The sequence below is a fragment of the Massilia puerhi genome, assembly GCF_009861485.1.
This window is the reverse complement of the sequence record NZ_WOFW01000001.1, coordinates 1-18,112: the sequence shown is the minus strand read 5'-3', so window position 1 is coordinate 18,112 and position 18,112 is coordinate 1. Positions and strand designations below refer to the sequence as shown.

17 protein-coding genes and 1 rRNA gene are annotated in these 18,112 nt (G+C 64.3%); 9 read left to right on the top strand and 9 right to left on the bottom strand.

What is annotated here, in order from left to right:
- Positions 1 to 26 precede the first annotated feature (26 nt).
- Positions 27 to 1,352: an amidohydrolase gene (locus tag GNT67_RS00085; RefSeq protein WP_159627426.1), complete on the top strand. Its 1,326-nt coding sequence runs from the start codon at positions 27 to 29 to the stop codon at positions 1,350 to 1,352.
- Positions 1,353 to 1,408: 56 nt separating this feature from the next.
- Here the strand turns inward: GNT67_RS00085 and GNT67_RS00080 are convergent, their stop codons facing one another.
- Entirely contained in the window at positions 1,409 to 1,789 is a 381-nt protein-coding gene (locus GNT67_RS00080; RefSeq protein WP_137172093.1) for a Fur family transcriptional regulator, read from the bottom strand.
- A 144-nt stretch (positions 1,790 to 1,933) separates the two neighbouring features.
- Here GNT67_RS00080 and GNT67_RS00075 point away from each other — a divergent pair, with 144 nt between their 5' ends.
- The 3 genes from GNT67_RS00075 (at position 1,934) to GNT67_RS00065 (ending at position 6,840) form a co-directional block, all read left to right on the top strand.
- On the top strand, positions 1,934 to 4,042 hold the full coding sequence (locus GNT67_RS00075; protein ID WP_159627424.1) for a TonB-dependent receptor domain-containing protein: 2,109 nt from the start codon (positions 1,934 to 1,936) through the stop codon (positions 4,040 to 4,042).
- A gap of 142 nt (positions 4,043 to 4,184) precedes the next feature.
- Positions 4,185 to 6,167, top strand: coding sequence for a TonB-dependent receptor (locus tag GNT67_RS00070; protein WP_159627422.1), 1,983 nt, complete (start codon positions 4,185 to 4,187; stop codon positions 6,165 to 6,167).
- Positions 6,168 to 6,405: 238 nt separating this feature from the next.
- Positions 6,406 to 6,840 carry a MerC domain-containing protein gene (locus GNT67_RS00065; protein ID WP_159627420.1) on the top strand — a complete coding sequence of 145 codons (435 nt, stop codon included), beginning with the start codon at positions 6,406 to 6,408 and terminating at the stop codon, positions 6,838 to 6,840.
- Positions 6,841 to 6,845: 5 nt separating this feature from the next.
- Here GNT67_RS00065 and GNT67_RS00060 read toward each other — a convergent pair whose 3' ends face one another.
- From GNT67_RS00060 to rpe, 7 genes are all read right to left on the bottom strand, one after another.
- A complete protein-coding gene (locus GNT67_RS00060; RefSeq protein ID WP_159627418.1) occupies positions 6,846 to 7,349 on the bottom strand; it encodes a TonB C-terminal domain-containing protein in 504 nt (167 codons plus the stop codon).
- 94 nt (positions 7,350 to 7,443) lie between these two features.
- On the bottom strand, positions 7,444 to 8,244 hold the full coding sequence (trpC, locus tag GNT67_RS00055; RefSeq protein WP_159627416.1) for an indole-3-glycerol phosphate synthase TrpC: 801 nt from the start codon (positions 8,242 to 8,244) through the stop codon (positions 7,444 to 7,446).
- Positions 8,245 to 8,263: 19 nt separating this feature from the next.
- Positions 8,264 to 9,301: an anthranilate phosphoribosyltransferase gene (gene trpD, locus GNT67_RS00050; protein WP_159627414.1), complete on the bottom strand. Its 1,038-nt coding sequence runs from the start codon at positions 9,299 to 9,301 to the stop codon at positions 8,264 to 8,266.
- Positions 9,302 to 9,369: 68 nt separating this feature from the next.
- The gene (locus tag GNT67_RS00045) at positions 9,370 to 9,933 is read right to left on the bottom strand and encodes an anthranilate synthase component II (protein ID WP_159627412.1); all 564 of its coding nucleotides are present in this window, start codon (positions 9,931 to 9,933) and stop codon (positions 9,370 to 9,372) included.
- Position 9,934: 1 nt separating this feature from the next.
- Positions 9,935 to 11,431 carry an anthranilate synthase component I gene (gene trpE / locus GNT67_RS00040; RefSeq protein ID WP_159627409.1) on the bottom strand — a complete coding sequence of 499 codons (1,497 nt, stop codon included), beginning with the start codon at positions 11,429 to 11,431 and terminating at the stop codon, positions 9,935 to 9,937.
- A gap of 199 nt (positions 11,432 to 11,630) precedes the next feature.
- Entirely contained in the window at positions 11,631 to 12,329 is a 699-nt protein-coding gene (gph, locus tag GNT67_RS00035) for a phosphoglycolate phosphatase (RefSeq protein WP_159627407.1), read from the bottom strand.
- Positions 12,329 to 13,000 carry a ribulose-phosphate 3-epimerase gene (gene rpe, locus GNT67_RS00030; RefSeq protein ID WP_159627405.1) on the bottom strand — a complete coding sequence of 224 codons (672 nt, stop codon included), beginning with the start codon at positions 12,998 to 13,000 and terminating at the stop codon, positions 12,329 to 12,331. Before rpe ends, gph begins: the two co-directional genes overlap by 1 nt.
- A 200-nt stretch (positions 13,001 to 13,200) precedes the next feature.
- Between rpe and apaG the strand changes: the two genes are divergently transcribed.
- Positions 13,201 to 13,575, top strand: coding sequence for a Co2+/Mg2+ efflux facilitator ApaG/CorD (apaG, locus tag GNT67_RS00025; RefSeq protein ID WP_159627404.1), 375 nt, complete (start codon positions 13,201 to 13,203; stop codon positions 13,573 to 13,575).
- On the opposite strand, the gene GNT67_RS03025 is transcribed toward apaG, so the two are convergent.
- Positions 13,576 to 13,710 carry a hypothetical protein gene (locus GNT67_RS03025; protein ID WP_267872694.1) on the bottom strand — a complete coding sequence of 45 codons (135 nt, stop codon included), beginning with the start codon at positions 13,708 to 13,710 and terminating at the stop codon, positions 13,576 to 13,578.
- 19 nt (positions 13,711 to 13,729) lie between these two features.
- On the opposite strand from GNT67_RS03025, the gene mltA reads away from it, so the two are divergent.
- From mltA to GNT67_RS00005, 4 genes are all read left to right on the top strand, one after another.
- On the top strand, positions 13,730 to 14,932 hold the full coding sequence (gene mltA / locus GNT67_RS00020) for a murein transglycosylase A (protein WP_159627402.1): 1,203 nt from the start codon (positions 13,730 to 13,732) through the stop codon (positions 14,930 to 14,932).
- A gap of 77 nt (positions 14,933 to 15,009) precedes the next feature.
- Positions 15,010 to 15,786: an enoyl-CoA hydratase gene (locus GNT67_RS00015; RefSeq protein WP_159627399.1), complete on the top strand. Its 777-nt coding sequence runs from the start codon at positions 15,010 to 15,012 to the stop codon at positions 15,784 to 15,786.
- A 2-nt stretch (positions 15,787 to 15,788) separates the two neighbouring features.
- Entirely contained in the window at positions 15,789 to 17,333 is a 1,545-nt protein-coding gene (locus GNT67_RS00010; RefSeq protein ID WP_159627397.1) for a phospholipase D family protein, read from the top strand.
- A 445-nt stretch (positions 17,334 to 17,778) separates the two neighbouring features.
- Positions 17,779 to 18,112: ribosomal RNA gene (locus tag GNT67_RS00005) — 16S ribosomal RNA — on the top strand; the annotation flags it as partial.

Sequence of the window (18,112 nt, the reverse complement as noted above, 5' to 3'; positions counted from 1 at the left end):
AGATTCTCCCTAACCACAAGCATCCCATGACACTTACCCGTATCGCCGCGGCGGCCGCCCTGGCCGCCTCGCTGGCACTGTCCGCGCCCCCCGCCCTGGCCCAGCAGGCCGCACCGCTCAAGAACGACGTCGTCGCCAGGGTCGACGCCATGTATCCGTGGCTGGACGCGATCTATAAAGACCTGCACGCCCATCCCGAGATCGCCTTCCAGGAAGTGCGCACCGCCGGCAAACTGGCGGCCGAGATGAAGAAACTGGGCTTCACGGTCACCGAGAAGGTCGGCAAGACCGGTATCGTGGCGGTGCTCAAGAACGGCGCCGGCCCGACGGTCCTGGTACGCACCGACATGGATGGCCTGCCGATGGAAGAAAAGACCGGCCTGCCGTACGCCAGCCGGGCGCGCGCCACCAGCGAGGGCCGCGAGACCTTCGTGACCCACAGCTGCGGCCACGACGTGCACATGGCCAGCTGGCTGGGCACCGCGCGCACCCTGGTCGAATTGAAATCGCAGTGGAAGGGCACCCTGGTCTTCATCGGCCAGCCGGCCGAGGAAATCGTCTCGGGCGCCAAGGCCATGCTCGACGACGGCCTATTCAAGCGCTTCCCGAAACCGGATTACGCCTTCGCCCTGCATTCCTGGCCGCTGGCGTATGGCACGGTGGGCTTCAACGACGGCCCGGTATCGTCCAACTCGGACTGGCTCGAGATCACCTTCAAGGGCCGTGGCGGCCATGGCTCGGCGCCCGATAAGACCATCGATCCGGTGGCGATCGCGGCGCGCTTCGTGGTCGACGTCCAGACCGTGGTCAGCCGCGAGAAGGATCCGAAGGAATTCGGCGTGGTGACGGTCGGCGCCATCCAGGGCGGCACGGTCGGCAACATCATCCCGGACAGCGTGCAGGTGCGCGGCACCATCCGCTCGTACAGCCCGTCGGTGCGCGCCAAGCTGCTCGAAGGCGTGCGTCGCGTGGCCGAAGGCTCGGCCGCGATGGCCGGTGCGCCCAAGCCCGATATGCTGATCGGCGGCGGTGGCCAGGCCATCGTCAACAGCACCGAGCTGGTCAACAAGACCGAGGTGGTGTTCAAGGAAGCGTTTGGCGCCGACAAGGCGGTGCGCATGCCGGCGATGACCGCCAGCGAAGACTTCTCGCTGTACGCCAACGAAGGCGTGCCGTCGATGTTCTTCTTTACCGGCGTGTATGACCCGAAGGTAGTGGCCGAAGCCGAACGCGAAGGCGGCAAGCCGATCGCCTTCAACCACTCGCCGTTCTATGCCCCGGTGCCGGAACCGTCGATCAAGACCGGCGCCCAGGCCATGACGCTGGCCGTGCTCAACGTGCTCGGAAAATAAACAGCACATCGACTATATGAAAACGGCCGGTCGCTTGCGCACCGGCCGTTTTTTTGTCAGGACTTGAGGCAGTCGGCGCAGCGGCCGTACAGGGTCAGCTCGTGGCTTTCGACGCTGAAGCCCTTGGGCGCCATGTGCTCGATGTCGCCGGGGCAGGCGTGCACGTCGAACACGCGCTGGCAGGCGGTGCACTGGAAGTGATGGTGGTGGTGCTCGGCCGCGCTGGTCGATTCGTAGCGCGCGCCTTCGCCCGGCAGGGTAACGACCTTGAGCGCGCCGTCGTCGACCAGCGACTTCAGGTTGCGATAGACGGTCGCCATGCCCAGTTGGCTGACCTCGCGGCTAGCTTCATCCAGGATCTCTTGTGGCGACAGCGGGCGCTGCGCATGCTCGATCGCATGCAGGATGGCGGATTTTTGGCGTGTATTGCGTTGCATAGGCGAAGGATACCTCAAAGCGCAAAGCGGGATCAAAAAAGCGGTTGAATGCTTAATGATAATGACTTATCATTTCATTGCTAATGATAACGGCTTATCGTTATCGCCACATAGGCATCCTGTCATCTATCTCGAGGAACCACCATGTCCGACTTTTCCTGCAAACGTACGCCGCTGACCCTGGCGCTGATGCTGGCCTTTGGCGCGCCCCTGGCCGTCCATGCCCAGACGACCAGCCGCGCGGCGTCGGATCCGGACAGCGTGCCGACCGTGGTGGTATCGGCCAGCGCCCTGGGCGTGGTGGACGACGATATGATCACGCCGGTGACGTCGCTCGGCGGCAGCGAGCTGGTACGGGCCCGTGAATCGACGCTGGGTGAAACCCTGGCCCACCAGCCCGGCATCACCTCGAGCCACTTCGGCGCCGGCGCCAGCCGTCCCGTGATCCGCGGCATGGATGGCCCGCGCGTGAAGATCCTGTCCGATGGCGCCGAGATCCAGGATGCCTCGACCATCAGCCCCGACCACGCGGTTGCGTTTGAACCTGTGCTGGCCGAGCGCATCGAAGTGCTGCGCGGTCCGTCGGCCCTGGCCTATGGCGGCGGCGCGGTGGGCGGGGTGGTCAATATCCTCGACCGCAAGATCCCGACCGCGATGCCGGAGAACGGCCTGGAAGGCAGCGCCGAAGTGCGCGCCAATTCGGCGGCCCGCGAAAAGACCGGCGCCTTCGAATTCACCACCGCCGCCGGCAGCAACCTGGTCCTGCATCTCGAAGGCGTCAAGCGCGATGCCGACGATTACCGCGTCGGCAAGGACTGGGATGAAGGCCGCCGCGTGAACGGCAGCTACAAGGAATCCGAGACCGGCACCGTCGGCCTGTCGTGGATCGGGAAGAACGGTTATATCGGCGCCGCCTTCACCAAGGAGCGCACCGAGTACGGCATTCCGGGCCATAGCCATGATTTCGCGAGCTGCCACCCGCATGGCGACCACCTGCATTGCGGCGGCCATGGCCATGAGGAAGAAGAGGAACACGGCCACGACCATGGCGAGGAAGGCCATGACCATGACCACGACCACGAACATGGCGTGCCGATCGTGAAGCTCGACAGCGAGCGCTGGGACATCCGCGGCGAGTACCGCAACCCGGTGACTGGCATCGAGCGCGTGCGCATGCGTGCCTCGTTCACCGAATACGTGCACGACGAACTGGAAGAGAACGTGGTCTCGACTTCGTTCCGCAACAAGGGCCACGATGCGCGCCTGGAAGCGGTGCACGCGCCGATCGCCGGCTGGCGCGGCGTGTTCGGGCTGCAGACCACGCGCCGCGACTTCTCCGCCATCGGCGAAGAAGCGTATGTGCCGCCGACCCTCACCAAGAAACACGCCGCCTTCCTGACCGAGGAATACAAGCTGGACAACTGGCGCTTCGAGGCCGGCCTGCGCCACGAGTGGCAAGACATCGCGGTTGAGGCGCCGGGCCTGCGCGACACCGATGCGCGCGGCACCTCGGCCTCGGTCGGCGCCGTATGGAAGCTGGCGCCGCAATACTCGCTGCGCGCGTCGCTGTCGCGCAGCCACCGCCTGCCGACCGCCGAGGAGCTGTATGCCGACGGCGTGCACCTGGCCACCGCCACCTATGAAGTCGGCAACCAGGACCTGGAAAAGGAAACCTCGAACAACGTCGACCTTACCCTGCGCAAGTTCGAAGGCGACACCACGTTCTCGGTCAGCGCCTTCCACAACCGGGTCGACAACTATATCTACGCGCATACGCTGGACAACCACGAAGGCTTCCAGCTGGTGGAGTACACCCAGCGCGACGCCACCTTCACCGGCCTGGAAGGCGAGATCCGCCAGAAGCTGACCCCGACGATCAGCGCGACCGTGTTCGGCGACTATGTGCGCGCCCGTTTCGAGGAGGGCCAGGGCAGCCGCAACCTGCCGCGCATCCCGGCCTCGCGCATCGGCGTCAAGTTCGACGGCGACTGGAACGCGTGGCATGGCATGGTCGAGCTGTACCGGGTGGGCAAGCAGGACAAGCTGGCCGAGTACGAGACCGAAACCGCGGGCTATAACATGCTCAATATCGGCGCCCATTACTCGACCCGCATCGGCGGCGTGCCGACCCAGTTCTATGCGCGCCTGAACAACCTGACCGACGAACTGGCGTATAGCCACACCTCGTTCATCAAGAACGCCGCGCCGCTGACCGGCCGCAATCTGACGGCGGGGATTCGCGTCATCTTCTAACGCACACAACACCGCCAATCGACCGGCGCGAGGCATCGCCAGCCTCGCGCCGGTTTTTTCGTGGCCGCGCCCGATTGCAGTACCGCGTTGAATCCTTAACGATAATCGGTTATCATTAGATTTGACTAATCAAGGATTTCCCATGACTGACTTCACTGGCAAGCGTACGCCGCTCGCACTGGCTTGCGCCCTGGTCCTTGGCGGCCCGCTGGCCGCCACCGCCCACGCGCAGTCGGGCGGGGTGCCCGCGACCGTCGTCGTGTCCGCCAGTGGCCTGGGCGTGGCAAGCGACGACATGGTCACGCCGGTGACCTCGCTCGGCGGCAATGAGCTGGTGCGTACCCGCCAGTCGACCCTGGGCGAAACCTTGTCGAGCATGCCGGGCATTACCTCAAGCCACTTCGGCGCCGGCGCCAGCCGCCCGATCATTCGCGGTATGGATGGCCCGCGCGTCAAGATCCTGTCCGACGGGTCCGAAATCCAGGACGCATCGACCATCAGCCCCGATCACGCCGTTGCTTTCGAGCCGGTGCTGGCCGAGCGCATCGAAGTCCTGCGCGGCCCATCGGCGCTGGCCTATGGCGGCGGCGCCGTGGGCGGCGTGGTCAACATCATCGACCGCAAGGTGCCGACCGCGATGCCGCAGAACGGCCTGGAAGGCAGTGCCGAGGTGCGCGCCAATTCGGCCGCCCGCGAAAAGACCGGCGCCTTCGAGCTGACCACCGGCAGCGGCAACGTCGCCCTGCACGTGGAGGGCGTCAAGCGCGATGCCGATGACTACCGCGTCGGCAAGGACTGGGAAGGCGGCCGCCGCGTCCCCGGCAGTTACAAGGAAACCGAGACCGGCACCGTTGGCCTCTCATGGGTCGGCAAGGATGGCTACCTGGGCGCCGCCTTCACCAAGGAGCGCGGCCAGTACGGCCTGCCTGGCCACGGCTTCGAGAACGAAGCGGGCCAGATCGAGGCGCCGGTGGTGGACCTGGACAGCGAACGCTGGGATGTGCGCGGCGAATACCGCAATCCGGTGGCCGGCATCGAGCGGGTGCGCCTGCGCGCCTCGTTCACCGACTACATCCACGACGAAGTCGAGGGCAGCGCGGTCGCCACCACCTTCAAGAACAAGGGCCACGACGGCCGCCTGGAATTCGTGCACGCGCCGGTCAAAGGCTGGCATGGCGTGTTCGGCCTGCAGACCACGCGCCGCGATTTCTCGGCCATCGGCGCCGAGGCTTATGTGCCACCGACGCTGACCAAGAAACACGCCGCCTTCCTGACCGAGGAATACCGGTTGGGCAATGTGCGCTTCGAGGCCGCCGTGCGCCACGAATGGCAGGACGTCGACGTCGAGGTGGACAAGCCGGACAGCCACACGCGCGGTACCTCGCTGTCGCTGGGCGCGGTGTGGAAGTTCGCACCCGAATACTCGCTGGGTACCTCGCTGTCGCACACGCACCGCCTGCCGACCGCCGAAGAACTGTTCGCCGACGGCCCGCACCTGGCCACCAACACCTATGAGATCGGCAATCCGAACCTGGTGAAGGAAACCTCGAACAATCTCGACCTGACCCTGCGCAAGTTCGCCGGCCGGACGACTTTTTCGCTCAGCGCCTTCCACAACCGGATCGGCGACTACATCTATTCGCAGACGCGCGGCCAGTTCGAAGGCCTGCAGCTGATCAATTACGCCCAGCGTGACGCCACCTTCACCGGGCTGGAAGGCGAGGTCGCGCACAATCTGTCGTCGGTGTGGAAGGCCACCGTGTTCGGCGACTATGTGCGCGCGCGTTTCGATGAAGGCCCGGGCAGCCGCGACATCCCGCGCACGCCGGCGCACCGCCTTGGCGTCAAGCTCGAAGGCGACTGGGGCGCATGGAATGGCCTGGCTGAACTGGTAAGTAGGGGCAAGCAGGACAAGATCGCCGAGTTCGAAACCGAGACCGGCGGCTACACGACGCTCAACCTCAGCACGCATTACTCGACCCGCATCGGCAACTTGCCGGCGCAGTTGTACGTGCGCCTGAATAATGTGACCGACCGCCTGGCCTATAGCCATACCTCTTTCATCAAGGATTATGCACCGCTGACTGGCCGCAACCTGACGGCCGGCCTGCGCGTGCTGTTCTGACCGAAACTCATCGCCGGCGAATGAATGCATGATCATCCGCTATCGCATCGTAGGGTGGATGGCTTTGCCATCCACGCGTTCGACAAGCGTAGGCGCAGCCGCGATGCAACAGTGATTTGATGCGCCGCCGCGATGCAACAGTGATTTGAACGCGTGGACGGCGAAGCCGTCCACCCTACGCACCCCACCGGTGGAGTACACAGTACTGCGCCGATTAGCGAAGAAAGGAACAGGGTTCATGAAATCCCTGATCAAATACGGCGATGTCGCCGGCATGGCGGCATCGATCCTGTGCCTGCTGCACTGCATGGCGATGCCGCTCGTGATCCTGGCGTTTCCGATGCTCGGGCTGGCGCATGCGCACGACACCTTCCACGACACCCTGATCGCGGCAATCACCTTGCCCGTCTTGCTGGCGCTGGTGCCTGGCTACCTGAAGCACCGCGACAAGACCACCTTGCTGGTCGGCTGCGCCGGCCTGGCGATGTTTCTGGGCGCCGTATTCGTCGTCAGCCCGCTGTTTGGCGAAGAGGCGGAAGCGGTGTTCGCCGTCATCAGCGGGTTCATGCTGCTGTACGCGCATCTGCGTAATCGCCGCCACTGCAAGCGTTGCAGCATGCGCGCCAAGGACGATGCTGCCCACCCGGCGGCGGCATCGTGCCACAGCCACTGATGCTGCTACAGGCCTGTACGCTGCGGCCCTGCCAGCGTGCGTAGCTGGAAGCGGTAGCGGTCTCCAAACAGGAAAGTCTCGGAAAATGTCATCAGGTCGGCATGTCGCGGCGCCAGGCCATGGGGCGGCGGTAGCGGACCACTGCGGCGCAGCGATGCCAGCGCGACCTCGGAGGCGCCTGCATCGCGCGAACGCTGTACCTGGATGTCATGCAGCCGGCCGTCGCGGTCGACCGTGATGTTCAGCACCACCACCGCCGGCAGCATGGGCGGCAATTCTCCCTCGAATACGCGCTCAGGATTGCGCTGCATGACGTGGCGCGCGACGTCGGCCTTGTAGGCGTTGAGCGTGCGTGTCGTGGGAGGGGCGGGAACGGGTGTCAGTAAGATGACCACCGCGTCGGAGGGCGGCTGCGGGGCCGGCGGCGCCGTCGATGTGCCGCATGCGGCCAGTGCCGCGAGCAGGATCAGTGCGAAAAGAAAGCATGCGCTGCGAAGATGGGTCTTCATGGTGGATGCAGGACGGTCGCAGGTTGCGCCGGTATTGGCGTAACCGTTAGACCTCATCCAACCATCCGGAGTTCCTCTGCCTTAAGCCCCAATCCTAGGCAAACAGGCGCTGCAGCTCCTGGCCGGGGTCTTGCGCGCGCATGAAGGCTTCACCGACCAGGAAGGCGTGGACATCGGCCTCGCGCATGCGCTGCACGTCGGCCGCGCCGAGGATGCCCGATTCGGTCACCACCAGGCGATCCTTCGGAATGCGCGGCAGCAGGCCGAGCGTGGTGTCGAGCGTGACCTCGAAGGTGCGCAGGTTGCGGTTATTGATGCCGAGCAGCGGAGTCTTGAGCTTGAGCGCCGCATCGAGTTCCGCGCCGTCGTGCACTTCGACCAGCACGTCCATGCCCAGGTCCATGGCGCAGGCTTCGAGTTCGGCCATCAGGCCGTGGTCGAGCGCCGCGACGATCAGCAGGATCGCATCGGCGCCCATCGCGCGCGCTTCATACACCTGATAAGGGTCGACCATGAAATCCTTGCGCAGCACCGGCAGCGCGCAGGCGGCGCGCGCCTGCTGCAGGTAGTCCACCGAGCCCTGGAAGAACTGGACGTCGGTCAGCACCGACAGGCAGGCCGCGCCATGTTCGGCGTAGCTGTGCGCGATCGCGGCCGGCTGGAAGTCGGCGCGCAGCACGCCCTTCGATGGCGACGCCTTCTTGACTTCGGCGATCACGCCAGCGTGGCCAGCGGCGATCCTGGCGCGCAGGCCGGCTTCGAAACCGCGCACGGCGGCGCGCGCCGCATGATCGCTTTCGACGTCGCGGCGCAGGCTGAGCAGGTCGCGGTGCTTGCGCGCCGCGGCCACTTCGTCGGCTTTCACGGCCAGGATCTTGTTCAGGATATCGGACATCGGTGCTCTCGCAATAAGTTTAGTTGACCGCGCCGAGCTGGCGCGTGACCTGCACGAACTGCTCCAGCTTGGCGATGGCGGCGCCGGAGGCGATCGCTGCGCGCGCCTTGTGCAGGCCGGCTTCGATCGAGTCGGCCACGCCGGCCGCATACAGCGCGGTGCCGGCATTGAGGGCCACGATATCGTGCGCCGGACCCGGTTCGCCGCGCAGCGCTTCGAGCACGCGTACCTTCGATTCCTCGGCATTGGCTACCTTGAGGTTGCGGCTCGAGATCATCGCCAGGCCGAAGTCTTCCGGGTGGATTTCGTATTCGCGGATCTCGCCGTTCACCAGTTCACCGACCAGGGTGCCGGCGCCGAGCGAGACTTCGTCCATATTGTCGCGGCCCCAGACCACCATCGCATGTTCGGCGCCCAGGCGCTGCAGCACGCGCACCTGGATCCCGACCAGGTCGGGGTGGAACACGCCCATCAGGATGTTCGGCGCGCCGGCCGGATTGGTCAGCGGCCCGAGGATGTTGAAAATGCTGCGCACGCCCAGCTCGCGCCGCACCGGCGCCACGTGCTTCATCGCCGCGTGGTGGTTGGGAGCGAACATGAAGCCGATGCCGGTCTGGGCGATCGACTGCGCGATCTGCTCGGGTTTCAGGTCGATGTGGGCGCCGAAGGCTTCGATCACGTCGGCGCTACCGGACGAGGACGAGACGCTGCGCCCGCCGTGCTTGGCCACGCGCGCGCCGGCGGCTGCCGCCACGAACATCGAGGCGCTCGAGATATTGAAGGTGTTGGCGCCGTCGCCGCCGGTGCCGACGATGTCGAGCAGGTGGGTAGTGTCGGCCATCGGCACCTTGGTCGAGAACTCGCGCATCACCTGGGCCGCGGCGGTGATCTCGCCGATGGTTTCCTTCTTGACGCGCAGGCCCATGGTCAGGGCCGCGACCATGGTCGGCGACATCTCGCCGGCCATGATCTGGCGGAACAGGTGCAGCATCTCGTCGTGGAAGATCTCGCGGTGTTCGATACAGCGCAGCAGCGCTTCTTGTGGAGTGATCGGCATGATGGTTCCAGTCGTTTAGGCGTAATAAGGGCACGGCGCCGCGCAAGTGGCGCTCACGCATGGACGCATCAGCGCGTCAGGAAGTTCTTGAACAGGGCGTGGCCGTGCTCGGACAGGATCGATTCGGGGTGGAATTGCACGCCCTCGATGTCATAGTCCTTGTGGCGCACGCCCATGATCTCGCCGTCGTCGGTCCATGCCGTCACTTCGAGGCAGGCCGGCAGCGAAGAACGCTCGATCGCCAGCGAGTGGTAGCGGATCACGGTAAAGGGACTGGGCAGGTCGGTGAACACGCCTTCGCCGATATGGGCGATGCTCGAGGTCTTGCCGTGCATGACCTGCTTGGCGCGGATCACATTGCCGCCGAAGGCTTCGCCGATCGCCTGGTGGCCCAGGCATACGCCCAGGATCGGCAGCTTGCCCTTGAATTCACGCAGGATGTCGAGCGAGATGCCGGCATCCTTGGGCGCCTTCGGGCCGGGCGAGATGCAGATGCGGTCGGGTTTCAATGCCGCGATTTCGTCGATCGTGATCTCGTCGTTGCGCACGGTACGCACGTCCTCGCCCAGCTCGCCGAAGTACTGCACGATGTTGTAGGTGAACGAGTCGTAGTTGTCGATCATTAGCAGCATGTCAGAACTCCCCATCCAGGCCATCTTGCACTTGCTCGGCGGCGCGCAGCACGGCGCGCGCCTTCTTTTCGGTCTCTTGCCATTCCATCTCGGGGATCGAATCGGCCACGATGCCGGCCGCGGCCTGCACGTACAGGTTGCCGTCCTTGATCACGCCGGTGCGGATCGCGATCGCGACATCCATCTCGCCGCCGAATGACAGGTAGCCGCAGGCGCCGCCATAGATGCCGCGCTTGACCGGCTCGAGTTCATCGATCACTTCCATCGCCCGCACCTTCGGCGCGCCGGTCAGGGTGCCGGCCGGGAAGGTCGCGCGCAGCACGTCGAGGTTCGACATGCCGTCTTTCAGCTTGCCCTCGACGTTCGAGACGATGTGCTGCACGTGCGAGTATTTTTCGATCACCATGCGGTCGGTGACCTTCACCGAGCCGATGTCGGCGATGCGGCCGATGTCGTTGCGCGCCAGGTCGATCAGCATCACGTGCTCGGCGACTTCTTTCGGGTCGTTCAGCAGCTCTTCGGCCAGCTCGGCATCTTGCTCGGGCGTGGCGCCACGGCCGCGCGTGCCGGCGATCGGCCGCAGGGTGACCTTGCGGCCGCCTTCCGGCAGGGTCTCGTTGCGCACCAGGATCTCGGGCGAGGCGCCGACGATCTGCATGTCGCCGAAGTTGTAGTAGTACATATACGGCGACGGATTCAGCGAGCGCAGCGAGCGGTACAGCGACAGCGGCGAATCGACATACGGCTTGCGGATGCGCTGGCCGATCTGCACCTGCATCAGGTCGCCGGCCATCACGTAGTCGTGGGCCTTGGCGACGGCCTTGAGGTAATCTTCTTTGCCAAAGTCGCGCACGGCTTCGGTACGCACCGAGCTCGACGTGACCGGGGCGTCCACGCTCCGGCGCAGCATCATGCGCAGGTCTTTCAGGCGCTGGCGGCCGCGCGAGTACGCCTCTGGCTGGCCCGGGTCGGCGTAGACGATCAGGTACAACTTGCCGGACAGGTTGTCGATCACGGCCAGTTCTTCGGTCACCATCAGCTGGATGTCCGGCAGGCCGAGTTCGTCGCGCGGGCAGGTGTGCTCCAGCTTGCGCTCGATGTGGCGCACGGTGTCGTAGCCGAAGTAGCCGGCCAGGCCGCCACAGAAGCGCGGCAGTCCGGGACGCAGGGCGACCTTGAAGCGCGCCTGGAATTGCTCGATGAAGTCGAGCGGGTTGCCCTGGTGCGATTCGATCACTTCGCCATGGCGCACGATCTCGGTGGTGTTGCCGGTGGTGCGCAGCAGCGTGTGGGCCGGCAGGCCGATGAAGGAGTAGCGCCCGAAACGCTCACCGCCGACCACCGATTCGAGCAGGAAGGTGTTCTTGCCGGTGTGCTGGGACTGGGCCAGCTTGAGGTAGAGCGTGAGCGGGGTTTCGAGGTCGGCGAAGGCTTCCGCGATCAGTGGAATGCGGTTGTAGCCCTGGTTGGCCAGCGACTTGAATTCGAGTTCGGTCATGTTTTCTCCGTGCCGCCCGGGTGTGGTGGGGCGGTGGTGTGCTTCAAAAAACCTGCCGGGTTGGCATCGCGGACGCGAACACCGGCAGCAATCGATACGGCTTAATTAGCCCAGGATTGCCAGCGTCGCCAAAGCCAGGCCTCAAGGGCACCGGTTTGGTTGACAGTGTGTTTTTTGGTGAAAAACATGTATAGATAACTTAGTGTGCAGTGCGATTGTGTGCGGCGATCAGATTCGCCGCGTCGAGTAGCGAATCAACTATACCATCGGATTGAATTTCTTGTACAGGGCGTCCGTGGTTATATCCATATGGGACAGTCAGCACGAAGCAACCCGCGCCGCGCGCGCTTTCGGCATCGTTGGACGAGTCGCCGATCGCCACCACCCGGCCCGGCGCCAGGTCGAGCGCGGCGCAGGCTTCGCGCATGGGCATCGGATCGGGCTTCTTCTTGGCAAACGAGTCGCCACCGAACACCTGCTCGAAGTAGGGCGCCAATCCCTTCTGCTCCAGAAGGGGAAGCGTGAACGCCACCGGCTTGTTGGTCACGCACACCAGGCGCAGGCCGAGCGCGCGCATCGCTTGCAGGCCCTCGATGACGCCGTCGAACAGGGTGCTGCGGTCGCCGTTGATGGCCAGGTAGTGACGCTGGTAGCCGGCAATGGCGTCGTCATACGCCGCGTCGACGCGCGCCGCGTCCCAGTCCAGCAGCAGCGCATCGCGCACCAGTTTCTCGGAACCCTTGCCGACCAGCGGCTTGATGACGGCCTGGGTGATGGGACCCAGGCCCAGGTCGGCGCGCATGCCGTTCAGGGCCGCCTCGAAATCGGGCACCGTGTCGAGCATGGTGCCGTCCAGGTCGATGATGGCGGCCCGGATGCCTGCTGCGCCGGCCCTCATTACTTGCCCACCGTCGCCAGTTCGGCGCGCATGGCGTCGATCACCGCCTTGTAGTCCGGCTTGCCGAAGATGGCCGAGCCGGCCACGAAGGTGTCGGCGCCGGCGGCAGCGGCGGCGGCGATGTTGTCGGCCTTGATGCCGCCATCGACTTCGAGCAGGATGTCGCGGCCTGATTCGTCGATCATGCGGCGCGCGATCGCGATCTTCTTGAGCGCCTCAGGGATGAAGGACTGGCCGCCGAAGCCCGGGTTGACCGACATGATCAGGATCATGTCGATCTTGTCCATCACGTGTTCCAGGTAGTGCATCGGGGTGCCCGGATTGAACACCAGGCCAGCCTTGCAGCCGTTGTCGCGGATCAGCTGCAGGGTGCGGTCGATGTGTTCCGAGGCCTCGGGGTGGAAGGTGATGATGTTGGCGCCGGCCTTGGCGAAATCGGGGATGATGCGGTCCACCGGCTTGACCATCAGGTGCACGTCGATCGGCACGTCCACGTGCGGACGGATCGCCTGGCATACCAGCGGGCCGATGGTCAGGTTCGGGACATAATGGTTGTCCATCACGTCGAAGTGGATGATGTCGGCGCCGGCGGCGACGACATTGCGCACTTCCTCGCCCAGGCGGGCGAAATCGGCGGACAGGATGCTGGGAGCGATGCGGTAGGTGGTCATGGGACGATGGGGCGGGATTGAACAAGAAGCCGCTATTCTACGCCGGTCGGGCGCCGTGCTGCAGTGTTGCCGCCCCGATCGCGCCAGGTGGCGCACGATTCGGGCCGCAGGCGGTATCATTATTGTTGTTTGCGCCACACGGCGCGCCGGCCGCCGCCCAAAGCGCTGCGGCCTTGTTCACGATCATCCAAGGAAACCCGATGCCCGCCTACGATTTCACTGTTACCGTCAGAACGCAGTACCTGCCGGAGCAGTCCGACCCTGACCGGAGCCAGTTCGTGTTCAGCTATACCATCACGATCAAGAACACCGGCAGCATCGCGGCCCAGCTCATCTCACGCCATTGGGTGATCCTTGACGCCAACAACCAGATGCAAGAGGTGCGTGGGCTGGGAGTGGTCGGCCACCAGCCGCTGCTGCAGCCCGGCGAACAGTTCGAATACACCAGCGGCACCCAGCTCGGCACCGCCCAGGGCTCGATGCGCGGCGAATACTTCTGCGTGGCCGAAGACGGTCACCGCTTCGAGTCGCCGATCCCTGAATTCGTGCTGTCGCCACCGCGCTCGCTGCACTGATCAACGCTCGCGATCGTCGCGCTCTTGTTCGTCGGCCCTGCGGTCGGCGTCCTTGCGGCCGGCGAACATCGTCCACCAGACGATAAATACGAGCAAAAAGAACGCCACGCCGGCTTCGACCATCAAGATCCACATGCTTGTCTCCACGTCTTTTATGTATACGACACGCCGCAGTGTACCTTCCCTGATCGCGCTCGTCGCGTTGTTGAGCGCCTGTTCGACCACGCCGGCGCCGCAGCAGCCGCCGATCACGATGCCGCCGCCGGTGGGGCCGGTCGTGGTGCCGCCGGCCCCACCGGCCGAGCAGCCGGCGCCCGCGCCGACGCCGCCCCTGACCCCGGTCGGTTTCGACGCGCTACCGGGCTGGCAGCAGGACGATGTGCGCCAGGCGTGGCCGGCGTTCCAGCAGTCGTGCAGCGTGCTGGCCGCGCGCGCGGCCGAATGGAAGACCGCGTGCGCCGCGGCGCGTTCGGTCGACGCGCAAGATGGCGCGGCGGTGCGGCGCTTCTTCGAGACGTATTTCGTGCCCAACCAGGTGCGCAACCCGGACGGCAGCGATACCGGCATGATCACCGGCTACTACGAGGCCATGCTGTACGGTGCGCGCAAGCGCGGCGGCGCCTACCAGACGCCCCTGTACCGGGTGCCCGGCGACCTGGTCACGGTCGACCTGGGCGCGCTGTATCCCGACCTCGAGAACCGGCGCCTGCGTGGCCGGCTGTCCGGCAAGACCCTGGTGCCTTACCCGAGCCGCGCCGAGATCGACCGCGCGCCACTGAGCGGCAGCGAGCTGCTGTGGGTGAACGATCCGGTCGAGGCCTTCTTCCTCGAGGTGCAGGGTTCGGGCCGGGTGCGGCTCGATAGCGGCGAAACCGTGCGCGTGGGGTATGCCGACCAGAACGGTCATCCTTATAAAGCGATCGGCCGCTGGTTCGTCGAGCAAGGAATACTGAGCCCCGATCAAGTCTCGGCGCAGTCGATCCGCGCCTGGCTGGCGGCCAATCCGGCACGCCGCCAGGAGGTGCTCAACGTGAACGCCAGCTATATCTTCTTCACCGAACACAAGGTGACCGATCCCAATGCGGGCCCGCGCGGCGCGCTCAGCGTGCCGCTCACGCCGGGGCGCTCGATCGCGATCGACCGCAGCATCCTGCCGCTGGGCGCGCCGGTGTGGCTGTCGACCACCATGCCCAGGGATGGCGCGCTGCTGCAGCGCCTGGTGATGGGGCAGGACGTCGGCGGCGCCATCCGGGGTGCGGTGCGGGCCGATTTCTTCTTCGGCTTCGGGCCTGAGGCAACCGATAATGCGGGGCTCATGAAGCAGCAGGGATCGCTATGGGTGCTGCTGCCGAAATAAGCGACGGCCGGCTGGACTTGACGCATACGGAAAGCGCTACAATCGCGACAGTAAAGTCAACTCTATAAGGATGCAATATGGAATACGCTGACCTGTTGATCGAGAACCACGGCAAGGTTGCCGTGGTACGCCTGAACCGGCCGAAGGCGCTCAATGCGCTCAACGACAATATGATGAACGAGCTGGGCGACGCCCTGCGCAAGTTCGACAAGGATCCGGCGATCAATGTGATCGTGCTGACGGGCAGCGACAAGGCCTTCGCGGCGGGGGCGGACATTGCCGCCATGGCCAATTACGATTACCAGGAAACCTACGGCAATAACTATATTGGCCGTAACTGGGAGCACATTCTGGACATCCGCAAGCCGGTCATTGGCGTGGTGTCGGGCTATTGCCTCGGCGGCGGCTGCGAGCTGGCCATGATGTGCGACTTCCTGGTCGCGGCCGACAGCGCCAAGTTCGGCCAGCCAGAGATCAAGGTCGGCGTGACCCCGGGCGCCGGTGGCACCCAGCGCCTGCCGCGTGCGATTTCCAAGTCGAAGGCGATGGACATGCTGCTCACCACGCGCATGATCGACGCGGCCGAGGCCGAGCGCACCGGCCTGGTGTCGCGCGTGTACCCGGCGGCCGAGGTAATGCAAGAGGCGATCAAGATTGCCCAGGGTATCGCCGAGATGCCGGTGTCGGTGGCGATGCAGATCAAGGATTGCGTCAACCAGGCCTACGAGACGACCCTGAGCCAGGGTGTGGCCTATGAGCGCCGCTATTTCCACGCCGGTTTCGGCACGCCTGCACAAAAAGAAGGCATGTCGGCCTTCCTCGACAAGCGCAAGCCGGAATTCGACGGCCTGTAAGCATGCACAAGCGCGGGGTGTGGCTGGTGCTGCCAGGGGCGCTGATCGCGCTGACCCTGACGCTGTCGAGTTGCTCGTCGCTACCGCCGCTCGAGGGCAGGGTGGCGAGCACCGCGTTTTCCCATACCGACGATACCCGCCTCGGCAAGGCCTTGACGCCGCTGACGATGGCGCACCCCGGCTTGGTGGGCATCCACGCCCTCGCGGATGGACGGGACGCCTTTGCCGCGCGCGCCGTGCTGGCCCAGGCCGCCGACCGCAGCCTGGACGTCCAATACTATATCTGGCGTGACGACACCACCGGCCGGCTGATGTTCGAGGCACTCAGGACGGCGGCCGAGCGCGGCGTGCGCGTGCGCCTTCTGCTCGACGATAACAACACGGCCGGGCTCGACGCCCCGTTGGCCGCGCTCGACGCCCATCCCTTGATCGAGGTACGGCTGTTCAATCCCAATGCCATCCGCTCGATGCGGGCCGTGGGCCTGGTTGCCGATTTCATGCGCCTGAATCGTCGCATGCACAATAAATCGTTCACGGCCGATAATCAGGTCACGATCATTGGCGGGCGCAATGTGGGGGACGAGTATTTCGGAGCGGCCGGCGAAATTTCCTTTGCCGACCTCGATGTGATCGCGGCCGGCCCGGTAGTGCGCGCCGTGTCGGACGATTTCGACCTGTACTGGAATAGTCCGTCGGCCTACCCGCTGGCGCTGCTGGCGCCGGATGCGGTCGTTGCCGCGCCTGGGCCGGCGTTGAAACCCGATGCTAAAGCCAGTGCCTATATAGAGGCGATCAAGCGCTCTGAGTTTTTAGAGCAATTGGTTGGAGGAAGTCTGCCGCTGGAGTGGGCGCGCACCAGGTTTGTCAGCGACGACCCGGCCAAGGTGGTCGGCAAGGCAGCGCCAGAGGCGAATATCGCCTATAAGCTCAAGGACCTGCTGGGCGAGCCGCAGCGCAGCCTGGATCTGGTCTCGCCCTATTTCGTACCGGGAGAAGAGGGCGCTGCCGCCTTCGTCGATCTGGCTGGCAAGGGTGTGCAAACCCGCATCCTGACCAATTCGCTCGAGGCGACCGATGTCGCGGCGGTGCATGCGGGCTATGCCAAGTGGCGCAAGCCGTTGCTCGAGGCTGGGGTAACCCTGTATGAACTGCGCCGCGAAGCGACCGACGAGCCGTCGCGCCAAAAGCGCGGCAGCGGCAGCGGGATCGGCAGTTCTGACGCCAGCCTGCATGCCAAGACCTTTGGCGTGGATGGAAACCGCGTGTTCGTCGGCTCCTTCAATTTTGACCAGCGTTCGATCCACCTCAATACCGAGATGGGGATGGTGATCGACAGCCCCGCGCTGGCGACGCGGCTGTCCGAGACCCTCGGCCGGACCTTGCCGACTCGCGCCTACGAAGTGCGGCTCGATGAGCAAGGCTCGGTTATCTGGATCGAACGGCGCGGGGAACAGGTGATTCGCCATGACAAGGAACCTGGTACCAGCTGGTTCAAGCGCGCCGCCGTGAAGGCGCTGTCGTGGCTGCCGATCGACTGGTTGTTGTAGCCCCTGCACTTTCTTTCCCACCCCCTTGCGGACTCTGCAGTTGGTTTGCTATAGTTCGCCTCCGCTTCGGTACTGACCGAAAAACGCAAGCCAAATCAACCGGTTAGCGTGGTGAAGTCAGCAGTGAAAACTGCGACGAAGCGAAATGAAGGGGTTGACGGAAAACGAAAAACACTTCATACTCTCTTTCCTCTGCTGCTGACGAACACAACGATTCGAAGCAAACGGCAGATGAAGCAGCACCGAATAGGTTCTTTAAAAATTAACAGTCGATAAGTGTGGGCGTTTGATGAAGGTGCCAGGAACTTCGGTTCTTGATTACTTAAATTATCAAATGTTCACGAAAAAGAAATACGTTGTCTCAGCAATGAGATAACGGTCAGTATTTTGAGTGAGCGACCCCTGCAGCAATGCAGGGTGGCAGCAATGCCAACAAACAGAGATTGAACTGAAGAGTTTGATCCTGGCTCAGATTGAACGCTGGCGGCATGCTTTACACATGCAAGTCGAACGGTAACAGGGAGCTTGCTCCGCTGACGAGTGGCGAACGGGTGAGTAATATATCGGAACGTACCCAAGAGTGGGGGATAACGTAGCGAAAGTTACGCTAATACCGCATACGATCCAAGGATGAAAGCAGGGGACCTTCGGGCCTTGTGCTCCTGGAGCGGCCGATATCTGATTAGCTAGTTGGTGAGGTAAAGGCTCACCAAGGCGACGATCAGTAGCTGGTCTGAGAGGACGACCAGCCACACTGGAACTGAGACACGGTCCAGACT